Annotated in this window: 17 protein-coding genes and 1 other RNA gene; 2 read left to right on the top strand and 16 right to left on the bottom strand. The window is 47.7% G+C overall.

Going from position 1 to position 18,013, the window contains the following annotated elements:
• Positions 1–73: 73 nt before the first annotated feature.
• Positions 74–1,378, bottom strand: coding sequence for an ammonium transporter (locus tag GVJ32_RS11520; protein ID WP_159240219.1), 1,305 nt, complete (start codon positions 1,376–1,378; stop codon positions 74–76).
• 453 nt (positions 1,379–1,831) lie between these two features.
• Between GVJ32_RS11520 and GVJ32_RS11515 the strand changes: the two genes are divergently transcribed.
• Entirely contained in the window at positions 1,832–2,602 is a 771-nt protein-coding gene (locus tag GVJ32_RS11515; RefSeq protein ID WP_159240217.1) for a TrmH family RNA methyltransferase, read from the top strand.
• A 49-nt stretch (positions 2,603–2,651) separates the two neighbouring features.
• On the opposite strand, the gene GVJ32_RS11510 is transcribed toward GVJ32_RS11515, so the two are convergent.
• Both GVJ32_RS11510 and GVJ32_RS11505 read right to left on the bottom strand, forming a co-directional pair.
• On the bottom strand, positions 2,652–3,827 hold the full coding sequence (locus GVJ32_RS11510; RefSeq protein ID WP_159240215.1) for a vWA domain-containing protein: 1,176 nt from the start codon (positions 3,825–3,827) through the stop codon (positions 2,652–2,654).
• A gap of 1 nt (position 3,828) precedes the next feature.
• Positions 3,829–4,677, bottom strand: a complete 849-nt coding sequence (locus GVJ32_RS11505; RefSeq protein ID WP_159240213.1) for an AAA family ATPase — start codon at positions 4,675–4,677, stop codon at positions 3,829–3,831.
• A gap of 207 nt (positions 4,678–4,884) precedes the next feature.
• On the opposite strand from GVJ32_RS11505, the gene cysK reads away from it, so the two are divergent.
• Positions 4,885–5,847 carry a cysteine synthase A gene (gene cysK / locus GVJ32_RS11500; protein WP_159240211.1) on the top strand — a complete coding sequence of 321 codons (963 nt, stop codon included), beginning with the start codon at positions 4,885–4,887 and terminating at the stop codon, positions 5,845–5,847.
• A 42-nt stretch (positions 5,848–5,889) separates the two neighbouring features.
• On the opposite strand, the gene GVJ32_RS11495 is transcribed toward cysK, so the two are convergent.
• From GVJ32_RS11495 to ffs, 13 genes are all read right to left on the bottom strand, one after another.
• Positions 5,890–7,488, bottom strand: coding sequence for a serine/threonine protein kinase (locus GVJ32_RS11495; RefSeq protein ID WP_159240210.1), 1,599 nt, complete (start codon positions 7,486–7,488; stop codon positions 5,890–5,892).
• Positions 7,485–8,219, bottom strand: a complete 735-nt coding sequence (locus GVJ32_RS11490; protein WP_159240209.1) for an alpha/beta fold hydrolase — start codon at positions 8,217–8,219, stop codon at positions 7,485–7,487. Before GVJ32_RS11490 ends, GVJ32_RS11495 begins: the two co-directional genes overlap by 4 nt.
• Positions 8,220–8,439: 220 nt before the next feature.
• On the bottom strand, positions 8,440–9,738 hold the full coding sequence (locus GVJ32_RS11485; RefSeq protein ID WP_159240207.1) for an autotransporter outer membrane beta-barrel domain-containing protein: 1,299 nt from the start codon (positions 9,736–9,738) through the stop codon (positions 8,440–8,442).
• 75 nt (positions 9,739–9,813) lie between these two features.
• The gene (locus tag GVJ32_RS11480; RefSeq protein WP_159240205.1) at positions 9,814–11,469 is read right to left on the bottom strand and encodes a caspase family protein; all 1,656 of its coding nucleotides are present in this window, start codon (positions 11,467–11,469) and stop codon (positions 9,814–9,816) included.
• A 102-nt stretch (positions 11,470–11,571) separates the two neighbouring features.
• On the bottom strand, positions 11,572–12,384 hold the full coding sequence (locus GVJ32_RS11475) for an FHA domain-containing protein (protein WP_159240203.1): 813 nt from the start codon (positions 12,382–12,384) through the stop codon (positions 11,572–11,574).
• 175 nt (positions 12,385–12,559) lie between these two features.
• Positions 12,560–12,964, bottom strand: a complete 405-nt coding sequence (locus tag GVJ32_RS11470; protein WP_159240201.1) for a hypothetical protein — start codon at positions 12,962–12,964, stop codon at positions 12,560–12,562.
• A 6-nt stretch (positions 12,965–12,970) separates the two neighbouring features.
• A complete protein-coding gene (locus GVJ32_RS11465) occupies positions 12,971–13,423 on the bottom strand; it encodes a YcgN family cysteine cluster protein (protein WP_159240199.1) in 453 nt (150 codons plus the stop codon).
• A gap of 8 nt (positions 13,424–13,431) precedes the next feature.
• Positions 13,432–13,710, bottom strand: a complete 279-nt coding sequence (locus GVJ32_RS11460) for a YcgL domain-containing protein (RefSeq protein WP_159240197.1) — start codon at positions 13,708–13,710, stop codon at positions 13,432–13,434.
• Positions 13,707–14,825, bottom strand: a complete 1,119-nt coding sequence (rnd, locus tag GVJ32_RS11455) for a ribonuclease D (RefSeq protein ID WP_159240195.1) — start codon at positions 14,823–14,825, stop codon at positions 13,707–13,709. Before rnd ends, GVJ32_RS11460 begins: the two co-directional genes overlap by 4 nt.
• Entirely contained in the window at positions 14,818–15,417 is a 600-nt protein-coding gene (recR, locus tag GVJ32_RS11450; protein ID WP_159240194.1) for a recombination mediator RecR, read from the bottom strand. Before recR ends, rnd begins: the two co-directional genes overlap by 8 nt.
• Position 15,418: 1 nt before the next feature.
• A complete protein-coding gene (locus GVJ32_RS11445) occupies positions 15,419–15,742 on the bottom strand; it encodes a YbaB/EbfC family nucleoid-associated protein (RefSeq protein WP_159240192.1) in 324 nt (107 codons plus the stop codon).
• A 12-nt stretch (positions 15,743–15,754) separates the two neighbouring features.
• Positions 15,755–17,710 (bottom strand): DNA polymerase III subunit gamma/tau, encoded by a 1,956-nt coding sequence (gene dnaX, locus GVJ32_RS11440; RefSeq protein WP_159240190.1) that lies wholly within the window; start codon positions 17,708–17,710, stop codon positions 15,755–15,757.
• 114 nt (positions 17,711–17,824) lie between these two features.
• Positions 17,825–17,921: signal recognition particle sRNA small type (gene ffs / locus GVJ32_RS11435), an RNA gene on the bottom strand.
• Between the last annotated feature and the right edge of the window lie 92 nt (positions 17,922–18,013).

The following is an 18,013-nucleotide window of genomic DNA, read 5'->3' as shown; positions in this document are numbered from 1 at the left end:
GGAAACGAGGTAGTGCGAGCCCAAAAGATCGAGCCGACATTCCACAACTACCTCGTCAAAAGAAATTACCTACTTATAGATCGTAGCCGACCTCGTTGTGGCAGGTAATATCTAGTCCCTGTGCCTCTTCGTCCGCAGTCACCCGCAGGCCAATGAGCTTATCTATCACATAAAAGAGTATCAAACTCACCACAGCGGTATAGGCAAAGGTAGCGCCAATACCAATCAACTGAACCTTAAGCTGAGACAGGATTGTCATGCCCTCTGCCAAACCTTGACCACTGAATACGCCCAGCTCACTACTCGCAAAAATACCCGCCATGAACGTACCTAATATGCCCCCTACTCCGTGCACAGGAAACACATCTAGCGAGTCATCGATCTTAACCACTTGCTTAAGCCACAAAGTACAATAGAAGCACACAATACCTGCGCTTAAGCCAATGACCATAGCACCTGCTGGTCCAACATAACCCGACGCGGGAGTAATGGTACCGAGACCTGCAACCATACCGGTAACCGCACCCAAAGCACTGGGCTTACCGTAACGTACCCATTCAATAAACGACCAAGTAAGGCAACCCGCCGCCGCAGAAAGATGTGTCACCAACATCGCCATACCCGCATTGCCATCAGCAGCCAGCGCGCTACCAGCATTAAAGCCGAACCAGCCCACCCACAGCATACCGGCACCTATAAAGGTCATCGTTAAATTGTGCGGCGGTAATGCCATTTGCCCAAAGCCCTGACGCTTGCCAAGTATTATCGCTGCAACTAGCGCCGCGACACCGGCAGTAATATGAACAACAGTACCACCAGCAAAATCCAACAGCCCCATTTCAGCCAACCAGCCGCCACCCCAAACCCAATGGGTTACCGGAGCGTAAACTGCCAACAACCACAGCGCCGAAAACGCCATTACCGCAGAGAAACGAATACGCTCCGCAAAACCACCAACAACCAGCGCCGGTGTAATAATGGCAAAAGTCATCTGAAACATAATAAATACAGTTTCAGGAATATCGCCGCTAACACTCGACTCGCCGACACCTGCTAAAAAGGCTTTACTAAGCCCACCAACAAACGCGGTTCCCTCCGAAAACGCCATGCTATAACCCACCGCTACCCACAACAGTGAAGCCAAACAGGTAATACTAAAACACTGCATCAATACGCTGAGCACGTTTTTGCTTCGCACTAGGCCGCCGTAAAACAAAGCAAGCCCTGGGAGAGTCATAAATAATACCAATGCCGTAGACGTTAATATCCAAGCGGTATTGGCACCATTAATTTCCGCAGAAAATCCCCATTGCGGGGCAATAAGCATCATTAAAACTGCAAGACCGCGCAGAAACTGTCTTGCTCTATTGATTTTCATTTACAAACTCTCCCAATAAAATCAATGACGCACCAATTGTGGGCAAAAACACCCGCAGCATGCGTCATTAGGATGCACAAAAGATGGCAGCAAACTATCTTCCAGCAAAATCTATAATTTTTTAACAACTTAAGAAGTTGTTTTTTATGATAAAAAAATAAATAACATACGTTTTCATGTGATTTAAATTTAAGTAGATACTATACAAACACCTAACAAAAACAAAAATGCACGCTTAGAAAGCAATATTCATGCCCAAACATAGTGCTAGCGCACCAATTCGCAGCAAAGGCATCAAAATGGTCAAATTTATATTAGCCAAAAACCCGGCTCAATATTGTTATGGAGAAATAAATTACCCAGACAGGCGCTGCGAACAAGGCGGCAGATGCGTACAATTACCGCTGGGTGTAATAAATAGCCCTTTCTATTTATGCAGGCTACACAAACCTTATGAGCAATCCTGACTATCAACAGCGCAAAGCCTTCTTCGATCAACTACTAACCATTTATGGCCGCAAGCCAGTATTGGAAGCACTACAAGATCCGGCAATGCAAATTTATAAATTGCACCTTGCCGACAGCAATAAAGAAGACGGCATTATTCGCGACATCAAAAAAATCGCCCAGCAACGCAATATCAGCATTGAGATGCATGAGCGCAAGGCACTTTCACGAATTTCAAAGAACGGCAAACAGGATCAAGGGGTTGCTGCCGATTTACAGCTCACTGCTTATCAGCCAAGTTCAGTCATAAATAGAGAAACATTAAACGGTGCTGCGCGGCGCTACATCGCTTTAGATCGTATTACCAATCCACAAAATATGGGCATGATTATTCGCTCAGTCGCTGCCAGCGGCATCGATGGCTTAATCTTACCAAGACGTGGCGGCGCACCACTGAGCGCCTTAGTGATTAAAGCCAGTGCCGGCACGCTATTTCGAGCGCCTCTATTCTATTGCGACAACTTGGCGCAAGAATTAAGCCGTATGCAGGCAGACGGCGCTCAGCTCTGCGGCCTATCGTCACATGCAAGACAATCGGTCTTTGATGCCCAAAACAATGTTAGCCAAATTTACATCTTGGGCAACGAAACTGACGGCGTAAGTAAGGAAATCGAAAAGCAATGCGACGTCGTGCTAAAAATCCCCATGCATAATGGCGTCGAATCACTCAACGTTGCAGTAACGGCGGCCTTGATTGCATTTTTGGGGAATGGTTGATCAATGAAAGGAAAGTCGCCTGACTCTAGCTCAAGCGACTAAAAACGCGCTACTTAGCCAAGTAGGCCATCGCCTGCTCTAGCCCGCCCAGCGTCATGGGGTACATATGCCCCTCCATCTGCTGCTCGACCAGTTTTATCGATTGCGTCCAATTCCAATCCTGCGGTGGCACTGGATTTAACCACGCTACCTTTTCATAAGTTTCGCGCAGGCGTCGCATCCACAACTCGCCAGACTCCTCATTCCAGTGCTCGACACTACCGCCGGGCTGAACAATCTCATAGGGTGACATCGACGCATCGCCGACGAAAATCACCTTATAGTCGGAGCTGTATTTATGCAGAATATCGAGTAGTTGAATACGCTCTGAGTGGCGACGAATATTATTATCCCACACGGATTCATAAATATAATTGTGGAAATAATAATATTCCATGTGCTTGAACTCGGTCCGCGCAGCAGAGAATAACTCCTCGCAGACGCGAATATGCGGGTCCATAGATCCACCCACATCAAAGAACAACAGCACCTTCACCGCATTATGGCGTTCAGGCACCATTTTCAAATCAAGCATGCCGCCATTTTTAGCGGTGGAAGAGATAGTATCGTTAATATCAAGCTCATCCGCCGCGCCTGTACGCGCAAACTTACGCAAGCGACGTAGCGCAACTTTGATATTTCGGGTACCTAACTCCACATTATCGTCGAGGTTTTTAAAATCACGNCGCTCCCACACTTTTATCGCCTTTTTATTAGTGCTTTCGCCACCAATCCGAATGCCTTCGGGGTTATAGCCGCTGTGACCATAGGGCGAAGTACCGCCGGTGCCTATCCACTTATTACCACCGGCATGGCGGCCCTTTTGCTCTTCTAGACGCTTTTTAAACTCTTCAATGAGTTTATCTAGCCCACCTAAAGACTCAATCTTGGCTTTTTCCTCATCGCTTAGCTGCTTTAAAAATTCTTTTCGCAGCCAGTCATCAGGAATCATCGCCTCAATAATGTCGTCAAGCGAACTCAGGTCCGAGAAGTAACTACCGAAGGCTTTGTCGAAACGATCGTAGTATTTTTCATCTTTGACCATGCATATCCGAGCGAGCTGATAGAACTCATCAACGTCAACAAAGGCTAGCCGCGATTCTAGCCCTGCAATCAAATCCAGCAGCTCGCGAATCGTGACGGGGATACCCGCGTTTCTCAGTCCAAGAAAAAATTGTACTAACATATTAGCCGCGGCTCTCACGACGATGCATAAACGCCAAACGCTCTAATAAATGCACATCTTGCTCGTTCTTTAACAAGGCGCCGTAAAGCGGCGGAATCGCCTTACTGGCATCGCGATTTTTCAAAATTTCGTCCGGAATTTCATCTGCCATTAATAGCTTAAGCCAATCTATCAGCTCAGACGTAGAGGGTTTTTTCTTAAGGCCGGGAATTTGACGAATTTCAAAAAACATTTCCATCGCCTCAGCAACCAGCTGCTTTGAAATCTCGGGATAATGCACCGCAACAATTTTTTGCATCGTCGCGCGGTCTGGAAAAGTAATGAAGTGGAAAAAGCAGCGACGTAAAAACGCATCAGGCAGCTCTTTTTCATTATTACTCGTAATAATAATTATCGGTCGCTTTATCGCTCTAACCGTTTCACCCGTTTCATATACAAAAAATTCCATACGATCTAGCTCAACCAACAAATCATTTGGAAACTCAATGTCGGCCTTATCTATCTCATCAATCAACAATACCACTTGCTCTTCCGCCGCAAAGGCTTCCCAGAGCTTACCGCGCTTGATGTAATTGCCAATATCATGAACTTTTTCATTACCAAGCTGCGAATCACGCAGACGAGACACCGCATCGTACTCATAAAGCCCCTGCTGAGCCTTGGTGGTAGACTTGATATGCCATTGAATTAGCGGCTTACCCAACGATGCTGCAACCTGCTCAGCTAATAGCGTTTTACCCGTACCTGGCTCACCTTTAATCAGTAGGGGGCGCTGTAAGGTCACGGCCGCATTCACTGCCATGCTCAGATCATCTGTAGAAACGTAAGAATCGGTACCGGTAAATTTCATCATTTTTTCCTAACTACAAAATCGCCCCGTTGACTAAAACCGAGCATGATTAAAAAGACTGCGCAGCAGACTACCCAAGCTGGCATTATAAGGCAATTACAAATCAGGCCAGTTATAGTAGAGCTGCAAACACAAATTTGACGAATTTAGCCCCTTTTACATCTATATCGGGCTAAATTAATAGCTATCAACACTACGGAGACCATTATGTCCGCCCCCTTCGACGATCTGAGCTTAAGTATTGGCAACACACCTTTAATCAAAATAAACCGGATTAGCCAGCACAACATCTTCGTGAAAATGGAAAGCCGCAACCCCGCAAATAGCGTGAAATGCCGAATCGGCGCAAATATGATTTGGCAGGCCGAGCAAGACGGTAAGCTGAACGCTGGCATGGAGATTGTCGAACCCACCAGCGGAAATACCGGCATTGCACTCGCTTTTGTCGCTGCCGCCCGCGGCTACCCTATTACCTTAACCATGCCAAATACCATGAGCATGGAGCGCCGCAAAGTATTGTTAGCACTAGGTGCAAAATTAATTCTGAGCGACGGCAGCAAGGGTATGAAAGGTGCTATTGCCGCCGCTGAGGCTGTGGTTGAAAGTGATCCCGCGCGCTACTTTATGCCCCAGCAATTTAGTAACCCGGCGAATCCAGCCATCCATGAGCGCACCACAGGCCCGGAAATTTGGCGCGATACTAATGGCGGCATAGACATTTTAATTAGTGGCGTCGGTACGGGCGGCACCCTTTCTGGTATATCTCGCTATATTAAAAGCACCTGCGGCAAAGCCATCACTACGGTCGCTGTAGAGCCGAATTCTTCGACCTTAATTCGCAGTGCACTTAACGGCAGCGAGCCTAGACATGCACCTCATAAGATTCAAGGTATTGGTGCAGGCTTCCTTCCAGACAACCTTGATTTAAGTATGGTTGATACCGCCGAAGCGGTCAGTGACGAAGAGGCAATGCAATGGGCACACCGGCTGATGAAAGAGGAAGGAATTTTAGCCGGCATTTCAAGTGGCGCAGCTATGGCCGTTGCCGAGCGGGTGGCCTCACTACCAGAAAACACCGGCAAAACTATTGTCGCCATATTGCCTGATTCAGCGGAGCGCTATTTAAGCTCAGCGCTGTTTGAAGGTGCGTTTACAGAAATAGAAGGCTAAGACCCTAGGGCGGAAAAATGCCGATTTTTTTCGCCCACCCTGCTACTCATTTCTAGCCTGTATAGATTTTTTAAGCGCAAGTAATTTCGCGTTCTGAGTTAGGGACTCGTATTTCAATAATTCATCTAGCTGCTGAATGGCTATGTCACTATCCGCCGCGTTCACGACATCAAGCAGCTTGTTGACAACGGTATCGAGCTTAGCCATTACCTCCTGATTTCGCGGATGCAAGGTATACGCCCTATCCAAATAAAATAGTGCGCCATTTATATCAGAGAAGTTCAGCGCTTGATCTGCCTCGCTAATATTATTCAGCAGCTTTTTCTGCACACTTGGCGACAATTCTTCAAAGGGAATGTCTGGCCCAACTTCAGGCGTATAAAGACTCAAATAAGCCGAGAAACCTAGTACTACCAATAATAACGCAATACCCAAATGCTTCGCCCTACGACCAGCACCACTAAACTGCCGATAAAACTCATCGGCATTCTGCCAGCGACGTGTACGTTCAAAGTTAAGAGCCTTTGATATTGCCTTCCACTGATACTGAGGAATGCCCTTTATACGCTTTGCTTGCATGCCCGCATCACTGGCTAGGGTCGCTTTTTTTCGGTCGAAAGGATGTTCACCAGTAAAAAGTTGATAAGCAATAATCCCAAGGGCATAAACATCGTCTGCTGGTGCTGGTGCAGCGCCCTCAAACATTTCGTAACTTGCATAGGCTGGCGTTAAGCCGACGACTTCATCAACTTCATCCTGCACTGCACCCTCGACATTCGACAGTGCGCGAGCAATACCAAAATCTAGTATTTTTAAAACACCCTCTTCAGTCACAAAAATATTTTGGGGTTTTATATCTGAGTGAACAATATTACGCTGATGAGCGTAGGCAAGGCCTAGACTGAGTTCATTGATATAGCGAACCGTTTGCTCTCGACTACGCGAAGTGTCTTTAATAACAGTGTCTAATGTTTGCCCTTTCAAGGCCTCCATCGTCATAAAGAACACATCACCATCGCGGTCAAAATCGTAAACTGTAATAACATTTGGATGGGCAAGTTTCTGGGACTTATCTGTTTCGCGCTGCAAAGAAATATATGCAAGCGGGTCTTTGGAAAAATCACCGCTAATCAACTTAATCGCAACATAGGGGGCGTGATGACGGGCTTCTATTTTGCGCTGATCGACCGCCAAAAACACCGCGCCCATGCCCCCTTCNCCCAGTGTTTTTTCTAATCTAAACCGATCCTTTAGTAAATCGCCTACCTTGAATCCGGCGCCACCAGTTCCCGCGGATACCACAACAGTATTATCTGGATTAACAATTGCAGTGGCATCACTGCTGCCCGTAGTAGTAACAACTGTAGCATCATCGAAATGAAAGCCAGACTCTTCGCCGTCGACAACATTCTCGCTAAGCCGCGTCGCGTCATTATCTTCACTCACGATAAGTTCAGATAAATCTGCGTCGAGTTCCACGTCATTTGTCGAAGATAACTCGGTAATATCATCATTAATAATAGAGTCATCGCCACAGGCAAGACTGTCATCGATATCGAACAAAGACTCATCTAACTCAGTAGACTCATCACTAGAAGAGTCACTTCCACCCACTACCTGGGTTTTACCATCCTTCGTCATTGCACGTCTCTCTCTAGGGGCGCCACATCCTGCTCTAGCAACTGGGGCCAATGCCGTACCCAACAACAACTATGATCAGCATCATCGAAAATCTTATACTGCCCGCCATGCTTCTCAACAAACTTAAGCAGGTGACTAGAAGGAATGTTGTCATCCTCAGCACCGCTGTAGTGTAAAAAATTTGCTGCACTGGAGTACGCAAGCTGAATAGGATCAAGTGATTCAGACAAGGGTAAATAACCGTGCATTTTCACCCAAGCAGCCACATCAAGATTGGCCGAGAGTGTTACCACCGATTCTAATGTCGGTATCATCGAAACGTAGGCATCTGACGCCATCAACATCGCTAAACTGCCTCCACCGCTGTATCCAATCAAGCTAGTAGCCGTAATATTGTATTCATCCACTACTTGCCTCACCGCTGCAGACATACTTACCGTAACAGCTGCTGAATAACGCGCAGAGGTCCAATATTTTTCATTGCATATACCATCTTGCTCTAAGCCCATATAACAGGGCCGGCCAAGATAAAGTACGTTTTCAGGATCGAGTCTAGCAAGATCCAATGCCAATGGACGCTTTGTAGTTGGGTCTTTAGAGATATACTCACCGCCAAGCCAAGGCCTACCATCACCTTCAATATAAACATGCAAGCGATGACTACCTGAACGGGATATTTTTAAATAAGCAATATGATTAAAGGTATCACCAAGAATGACGCGGCGCTGCATACCATAGTCCTCCGCGCGTTTATCAAGACGCTGCGCGGGTGTACTGCAAGCCGCAATACAGGCCATCAAAACCAAACAGCCCAAATAGCAGAAAGATCGTATTCTGCTGAGTTTGGGCTGTTTTTTAACGGAACATTGACTGTACATGGCACTCAAGACGACAAAATATAGTAAATGGGCTCTAGGTCCTCGCCAGTCTTGCCGTAGCTCAAATTAGTTCTCAAGGTAACTCGTATCGTAGACCCACGGTCGCTGTATATTTATCTAAATAGTCATGAAAGAACAAACGCTCGTACACCACGTAAGCAGCAAAGCCTCCCCTAAACTGCGCTGAGGTTCCCCACGATACTGACACCGTACTGGAATCTGGATCATCCGCCTGATCAGCAAAACTACTAATGGCACTTTTATCAGCGTCGTTAAGGGTCTGACCATTTGAGCTATAGCCATCGCCGCCATCTGAGATTAACTCTGCTCGCATTGAAGGAAGTAATACCCCCCAGCTTAACAACACGGGGTAATCTGCCTGTACAGATAAGGTCAGTATGGTTGTATCGATATCTTGACTGTCGACACTGCGAATCACACCCGCACCCGATCCTGAGCGTTCGCGGTAGGCATCAATGTCGCCCGACAAAAATAGCACTCTTGCCTGAGGTGTTATGCGTAGGCCGCCATAATTTTCTTCAAAACCAACAGCAATATCCCCGTACCAATAATCACCATCGGTCGACGCACTAAAACTATCTGCTGCGGTACTGCGGGAAACATCGATATCTAGAGAACCGTAAGCAAGAAAACCCGCCACAAAATTATTTCCCCAGTACTTGGCACCATGAATACCAAGTGTTGTGGACGATACTTCGCTACCGCCATTACCACTGTCTAAATCGCTCTCACCCTCAGATCCGCTAACCGTCATACCTAAGAAAGTTGCGTCATCTAATCGATAATCAAAACCTAGGGTAAACGCGCTCAGCTCCTGCTCATAGCCACTGCTGAGCGCTGTTCCTTTTCGATCACGCTCAGAATATTCCCCAAAGCTAAATAATGAGACTCGACTGCCATTGCGCAGGGAATCACCATCGTTGTCTGCGCTAGCTGCACCGCCGAGGGCGCGGAAATCAAAGGCAGTGACTTGCTGGCCTGTATTTCCGCTACGGTTTCGGACGGCGCGCTGATTAATAATCTTTGTGCCGATAGTCATGGCGACTTCTTGTGCTTGCGTCCCGCTAGACTCTCCCACCGTCGCACCACAATCGCCTCGAGTTTCTTGCGCTTCTTGCTCACTAAACTCCGACGCCCTAGCTATTCCGTTTAAGGCTGACGCAGTACTAAACTCGCCTGCTCCACCAGTTGCTCCGGTTGGCGGCGTGCCATCACCTGGATTTTCACCATTATCCGGGTTCGTCACTTTGGGCTTGCATTCCTCTGCCGCCATGGCGGCAGTCGGAAGTAATAAGCACACACCAAGTGTTAAAGCGATTACCGCTATTTTATTCAAAATGTTTTTTTCCACGCTTTCTACTCTCTCTAAATATTGCCCCAGCGAAATACCTTACTGCGCAATGAATTTATTTAAAAAATGTCGTCATTAATTAATCTTGGTTTTTGGAACGAAGAAAAAATCACCCACTTCATGACCTGCGCCTTTAATAATTTTATATACCGGCTCTTGAATAAAATCGTTCAAGCTCGCCTGGCGCTTAACTGGTTCACGGATTTGCGCAAATAAATCCGGTGCCGATAACAAGCTCGTATTGGAGCGCAGGGTATTGATCAACTCCCTTGCGAACACCGAGTGCCCATCGCCGCCCTCATCTATTACTGGCTTGTCACCGCCAGATGACATCAGTAAGCGAGATCGCCGAGGAAGTTTATATTTAATATATTCGGGATTATCTGATTCGCGCCCCTGCCCTAAAAACAACTGCCCTGGCGCAGACGACAATAAACCGCCATAGCAAGAATCTGCAATGACCAGTACACGTTTAGCTTGAAGGCGACCTAAATGGTTGCTGACAAACTCATTCGACACCCAAAACGCATCATTAGGTGGCGGATCAGCATTAATTGGTAGCCAGTAACCGGTGTCTCGTTCACCAACATTTACCATGCTGCCGTGGCCCGCGTAATAAATTAGCAGATTATCATTTTCGGTTAACACGCTATGCAACTCATTGATTGCCTGCATAACTGTCAAACGATCTGAGTTCAATAGCAACTGCACTTGAAAACCATACTGATTTTCAAGAATCTCGCCGATTTCTCTTGCATCATTCAGCGGCGTTGCCAAATCGTCGAGAACAGCGTAATCCCTATTTCCGATGACCAAAGCGTAATAGCGCCCAAAATCCATATCGTCAACTTTAATGCCGTCGCCACCAACTGCCGGCGCAACGCTTGGCAGTGTTAACGCTGGTGTACGCAATTTGGGAATAGTTGAAAGACGGCGCTCTACGCTTGCGCGATCATCTTGAACGGTTTTTAACAACTGATGTAGGGTCGCTAGTTCTGCAGCAGGCGCTGCGGCTGCGTTATTCGTTTTTGCGGTGTTATTACTTAGTTGTTTTTTAAGCGACGCCGCCTGCCGATCTAACAAGGCCAATTGCTGATCTTTGGCTTTGAGTTGCGCCGCCAATTCAGCACGTAATACCTCTTGCTCGCGCTGGGCGGTTTCCTGATAAATTAAGCTGTCTTCAGGCATACCCCATGCCTGACGATAATAGTTTATGGCTTTTAGCTTGTCTTTTTCGACACCCAAGCCCTGCTCATACAAGGTCGCCAGATTGAACAGCGCGCTTTTATTGCCTTGTTCCGCCGCTTTTTGATACCAAAATATTGCCACCTCATAGTTCGGCTCGGTACCTAAACCCTTTTCAAAAATCTCACCCACCGACAATTGCGCTTCGGCGTCCCCCTCCTCTGCAGAGGGCAGCCAAACCTTCAAAGCTGTTTTATAATCAGCACGGTCATAGGCAACATATTCACCGCCACGAATTCGACAATCAGCTGCGGTCGTTTTAACAGGACGCCTTGGCGTCATATAAGACATATTACCGAGTTTACGAAGCTGCCCCGGCAGTAAGCAGTCCACTATTTGCAGGCCGGCAACAATATCCTCGGTACTTGCGGATGCGGCACTCACCTCGTTATCAGGTGTGTTTGAACATGCCGATACAACTATTAGCGTGAACGCCGCTGAACTAGCAACCCACCACTTATCAAAACGTCTCTTCTGATTCGCCACGACCGCCTCCCTTGCTTACGCTATTCCGTAATATTTGATTCCAACATTGATTTAAACCCTTGCAGGTTTCAACACATCGCTACGTTTTTTATATTTGTTATTCTACTGCAATTTACGAAACACCATATCTACTCGACCAAGCGTGACAACACCCTGATCTTGCAACACAACTTTTGTGCAGGCCTCATCATCTATACGAAGCCCATTGGTAGAGCCAGAATCATCCAAACTCCACTCCCCGCCCCTATACAAAAGCTTGGCATGTTGTGACGAGATACTCGGATCATCAACACGAATTTTTACATCCTGACCACGGCCAATTGTCCAAAATGCCTCAGCCTTTTTTGCAGAAATACCATACACAAGCGGCCTAGCTTGATTAATATAGAACACGAGTACTACATCAGGATTTAGTTGCTTTGAAGTAATTGTGCGTTTTATCAGTTGATCTACCGCCTCTTTGGAATAGGACGGGTTTTGCTTTGACACATTTATCCAGCCGGAGGGCAGCTGATAAGCCTGTTGAAAGGAGGTGAGGTCGCCGTCGGGTTCTTCATCAATAACGACAGATCCACCTGCCGAAAGCTCTTTTTGCGGTAGGCGCGACGCGACAATAGTTCGGCCATCGGCAGCGGTATCTTTAAGGTAATATGCGGTTTCGCCAAACTTGATAACATCACCGGCTTTAACCTTGGTTGGGCGTGTTATTTGACGATTATTTACAGAAGTACCATTAGTGGAATTGAGGTCTTCCAGTAGCCATTCGTCGTCGATTAAGCTTAATTTAGCATGACGCCTAGACAAGAGATCTTTTGCAATAGTGATGTCATTAGCACCATCGCGGCCGATGAGTACCGATGACGCTGTGATCACATACGAATCACCACCATCTACACTTACTAATTCCAGATCCATCGGCATCCTTAAAAACCGCTTTTAAACCGCGAGCCTACTCTGCAAGCAATCCTGCGCATTGTGACTAGGCGTATCCTTATTTTTCGACATTATTGCTATTAGCACACAAAGTATAGCGAATCCGCGGCATTTTAAAAGTAATCACGAGATACCGCCAAACTTGATAGGACAAACGCTAATCAAGCCCAATATCTGGCTCGGCACGTGAACTAGCCGTGCCATCGGCAGACATTGTCTTTTTAGGGTTAGCGACGCCATTAGCAAAAATATACGCCAATAATATCGCCACTATTAGCGCGCCAATCTGCGCCATCCCCATCGCCAATAGCATTGGTACAGCGGTTTCTAATCCGTCAGTTAAAATTGTTAGCACCGCAGCCCCCGCCGATGGCACCCACAACTCAGACATATCCGGATGGCGCGCAGGTAGAAACAAAAACACAATTCCAGCCGTCATTAACCAATATCTCAGAACACGCACAGGTATGCGGCGTAACAACATGCACCAAATCACACCAGCCACCAGCCCCACACTAAGATAGACCTGCCACGCCAGCTTATAATCACTGAGATCAATCATCCTGCCCTACTCCACCCAATAAATTATGCGATCTTCGTAATCAATATCTTTAACGTCATTTTCACTAATACAGCGTCCGCGGATTGATACACCTGCCTCGTGAACACTATTCACATCGCCTGAAATTAAGGGATGCCAATCCTCTAACTCGCGCCCCTCTGCCAATAAACGATATCCGCAGCTAGCAGGTAGCCAATGCATGTCTTCAGGATCGCTAAGCCGTAAAGAAATGCAGTCTGGTACTAGCTTCTTACGCGCCTTGTAATCACTACAACGGCACACTTCGATATCTAATAAACGGCAGGCGACATCCGTATAAAAAACCTCACCGTCATCATGGTTTTCTAGCTTATGAAGGCAGCACTTTCCGCAGCCATCACAAACAGCCTCCCACTCCTCAGCTGACATCTCGGTCAAGGATTTATGTTCCCAAAATGGACGTCGTACTATGTCAGCCATAATTAGAGTTATTCATCTATCTCAGGTACAACACGAGGATTCAATCGCTCGGGTTGTGGCGGCAGTTGTAAATAGAACCCCTTATCAGCAATTTCTGCCATGACCTTAGCCACGTCAGCTCGCGCTAGCTTGCGTTCAGCATGCAGCACTAGGGTCATGGAACGTGCAGGTTGGCCGAAGCGCGCTAGTAAATCGTCAGGGACACGAGACAAATCCTCTTTGTGATCCACATACAAATACATCCCCTCCGTGCGCGAACTTCGATAAACAGCACAAATACGCTTCATATTTTTTTCTCGGAAAGCATAATTAATTTATCCCCAATCAAAGGCTTACGCCACGAACTTAATGTAGATGGCAGCAGCCCAGTGCGGATAATTTCTTCAAATTCACGCTTTTTAACAAAAACCTCTGGGGCGATATCGAGCTCGCTTGCACGCTCCTCTGCGACGCCTTTCATGTTTTTGTAAACCTGTGTTTGACTTGGCGTAAGCGGCTTAGGCGCAGATGGTGGCAATAAGGTATCATCGGCGCCACGGGCCTGCACAAGAAGCTCTAATATTGTGTCACCATAACGGCGCACACTGCCCGGAGATACCTCTTTAATACGCCCTAAATGATTATTATCAGACGGTGATTGCCTTGCAATCTCAAAGCAAGCCGCATCTTTTAGCACTCGCCCGCGTGGAATATTCCTCGCCCTTGCCTCGGTTTCACGCCAGCCGCAAAGTAACTGCAAAGCATATTGCTGCCTCGCGCTGAGCTTCCACAGCGATTTTATGCGCTGATAGTATTCATTTACCGCAGTGGGTCTTTCCGCCTGCGCTGTAATCGCCGCACAATCGTCGTGCCACCAACTCAAAGCGCCCTTGTCTTCAAGACGCTTACACAAAATAGGGTAAATACGCTGTAAATAGAGCACATCTAAGGCCGCGTATACACATTGACTCTCACTTAACGGTCTACGCAGCCAATCTGAACGAGTTTCGCCCTTTTCAACATGTACTCCCAAACAGTCCATCACCAATCGCTGGTAGCTCAAACCGCCTCCCAAGCCTGCTAGGGCCGCGCCAATCTGGGTGTCCAGCAAGGGCTTCGGCACACACTGAAACAACACTTGAAAGACTTCTAAGTCCTCACTGCAGGAATGGATTACTTTTGGTAAATCACTGCGCCTTAACAATGCAGTAAAAGCCGACCAGTCTGTTATTGATAAGGGGTCGATGAGAAAAAGCTCGCCACTTGCCCCCACCTGCAATAAACCCGCGATGGGATAGAAGGTATCGGTACGAATAAATTCGGTATCAATAGCAAGAAATGGTGCAGCAGCCCAGCGCTCGCAAGCGGCATCAAGTGCTGCGTCGGTATCTATATAAACGCGGGATTCTACGGGATCAGTCAATGGGACGACGTCCTTTCAGTGCATGTGCCAGCGTACCGCTGTCCACGTATTCAAGTTCGCCACCCAAAGGCACCCCGTGAGCGATACGGCTCACAGCGATACCTTGGCTGCGCATTTGTTCAGTAATGTAGTAGGCCGTTGCCTCGCCCTCTACCGTCGGATTGGTCGCTAAAATTAGCTCGCTAATCGACAGCTCAATGCTGCGTTGCAACAATCTGTCTATGCCTATTTCTACCGGACCAATACCATCAATAGGTGATAAATGCCCCATTAATACAAAGTACAAGCCTTTGTAGTCACCGCTTTGCTCAAAAGCAACAACATCAGCCGGCGACTCGACTACGCAGATAGTTTTCTGGTCGCGGCGTTTGTCCGCGCAAATAAAACATTGTTCGTTTTCAGTTAAAGTGCGGCAACTCGCGCAATGACCAACATGTTCCGCAGCCTTACTCAAGGCCGCAGCTAAACGTGCCGCTCCCGGACGGTTGCGTTCTAATAACTGAAACGTCATGCGCTGTGCGGACTTAACACCGACGCCCGGCAAACAGCGCAAGGCGTCTATCAAATCGTCGATCAGTGGGCTGTAGCTCATATCAGAACGGCATCTTGAAGCCAGATGGCATACCAAGCCCAGACATCATTCCACCCATTTTGTCTTGGTTACTTTTTTCAACCTTACGAACCGCATCATTTACCGCGGCGGCCAGTAGGTCTTCTAACATTTCTTTGTCTTCAGACATTAGGCTAGCGTCAATGAAAACCCGGCGCACATCGTGACGCCCCGTCATCGTTACTTTAACCAATCCAGCACCAGACTCACCCTGAACCTCGATATTGGCGACTTCTTCCTGTGCCTTTTGCATTTTTTCCTGCATTTCAGCGGCTTTTTTCATTAATTCATTTAGATCTGGTTTCATGCTTTTCTCTCTTCAATCAACTAAACGCACAGATTCTTCATCCAGCACGCCATCAAATTCTTGAATTATACGAGCCACATACGAATCTGTACGCAATGCCTGCTTTGCAATAGCAAGCCGCTCGTCCAAACACCGCTGTTTGTATGCAGCCGGTGTTTCGAAGGCTACAGCGCCGATATTAACAGTGACCTTCAGTGACTTTTCAAAATATTCTGACAATAACTCGCCAAGCCGTTCAATATGGCGGTCGTTCAATAACGCGGCATTGGCCTCGTCAATATTAAAACTCAAACTGTCCGCCGCCAACGTGGCAATTTGACAGTGGCTCGCCACGCTCCCTAACATACCGGGCAACTGAAAAGCATCAAATTGCTCGCGCCAAAGGCGATCGTTTAAATCACTAAACGCAATTTTTTCCCCAGACAAAACTAGCGCAGTAGCTGCCACAAGTGCAGGCTGTTCAACATCAGGCTCATTCTGAGGCGAGGTCAATATCTCATTTGCGGGGGAGATTGTCTCGCTCGCACCGCCGCTCAAATCTGGCTCTGACAATGGAGCAGCTGCGATCGACGTCACAGACTCTTCTTGAGATGCAAGAGGAGCTTGCGGCGCTAGTTCTTGTTGCGACAACAGCGCTTGCGTATCAATAGTATCTACTAGTGTACGAGCTTCTGTGTCGTCAGATATTTTCTGATCGTCGTTACTTTTGGGTAAAACCTGCTTTGGGGCCGCCATCGTTGACGTACTAGCATCGGATATCAGCTCATTCGCCAGCGACGTATCCGCCGCCGGCTTATGCGTCTGCGGCTTTTTTACCGAGGCGGTGGCCTCCGCCACTGCAGCTACTGGCCGAGCCAAACTCTGACGCGGCGCATCGATAATGCCCTGAGGTTTAAACGCCAGCATTCGCAACAGCAGCATTTCTAAGCCTGCTCGCGGATCTGGTGCCAAGCCCATGTCGCGCCGCCCAGCTAGAGCTATTTGGTAATAAAATTGCACATCTTCTGCTGCAAGTTTAGACGCCAACTCTATGATTTTATTGCGATCACCAAGACTATTATCCAAACCTTCTGGTACTGTCTGCGCTACGGCTAAGCGATGCATCACCACCAACAGCTCACTCACAACACCGGCAAAGTCTGCACCCATTTCAGCGAGATCGGCAACCACCCCTAGCAAGGCGGCCCCATCACTCACCGCCAAGGCTTCTATTAAACGATAAACCGAGTTGTGATCAATGGTACCCAGCATCTGGCGCACATCGGCCTCACCCAATCTGCCAGAACCAAACGCGATAGCTTGGTCGGTGAGACTAAGCGCATCACGCATACTCCCATCGGCTGCACGCCCCAATAACCAAAGCGAAGATTCGTCATACTGCACCATCTCCTGCTCTAGCACTGTCTTCAAATAATCGACAATGCGCTCAGGGCTTAGATTCTTTAAATTAAACTGCAAACACCGAGATAAAATGGTCGCCGGCAGCTTTTGGGGGTCCGTTGTCGCCAACAAAAATTTTACGTGCGCGGGGGGCTCTTCCAAGGTTTTTAACAGCGCGTTAAAACTGCTACTACTAAGCATGTGCACCTCATCAATGAGATACACCTTGTAGCGCCCTTGGCTAGGCATGTATTGAACGTTGTCGAGAATTTCCCGTGTGTCTTCTACCTTGGTGCGCGATGCTGCATCGACCTCAAGTAAGTCAACAAAACGTCCTTCATTGATTGCAACACAGGCATTACACTGCCCACAGGGCTCAGAACTAACCCCAACTTGGCAGTTTAAACACTTGGCCAGAATACGGGCGATAGTAGTTTTACCCACACCGCGAGTACCAGTAAACAAATAGGCATGATGAAGACGGTCATGATCTAAAGCGTTCACTAACGCTTTTAAAACGTGATTCTGACCCGCCATTTCACGGAAGGTTTTTGGGCGCCATTTTCGCGCCAACACCTGATAGCTCATTGAACAATTCCTAACATGCAAGCCGCAAGGATACACCAGCCCAGCAAGGACATAAACCAATGATAAGGGCGGAAAATAAACACAGATAAGGAATCAACAAAGACTTGGTGGCGGCCCAACCAGCCACACCCCGGCACACGAGTTGATAACTACCGTTGCTCCCTTCCGGGCCTGGCGGGGTTTGCTATCTATCGTTGCGAGGGGACCGGAAGGACCACCGCAGAAGACACATCACAGCAGCACTGCAACGCGGGCGCTATTGTCGGCGAAAGGCTTAGCACATGCAAGCGACTCGCCGACGAA

It is taken from the genome of Zhongshania aliphaticivorans (assembly GCF_902705855.1).
Classification (GTDB): domain Bacteria; phylum Pseudomonadota; class Gammaproteobacteria; order Pseudomonadales; family Spongiibacteraceae; genus Spongiibacter; species Spongiibacter aliphaticivorans_B.
This window is presented reverse-complemented; position numbering and strand designations above follow the sequence as displayed.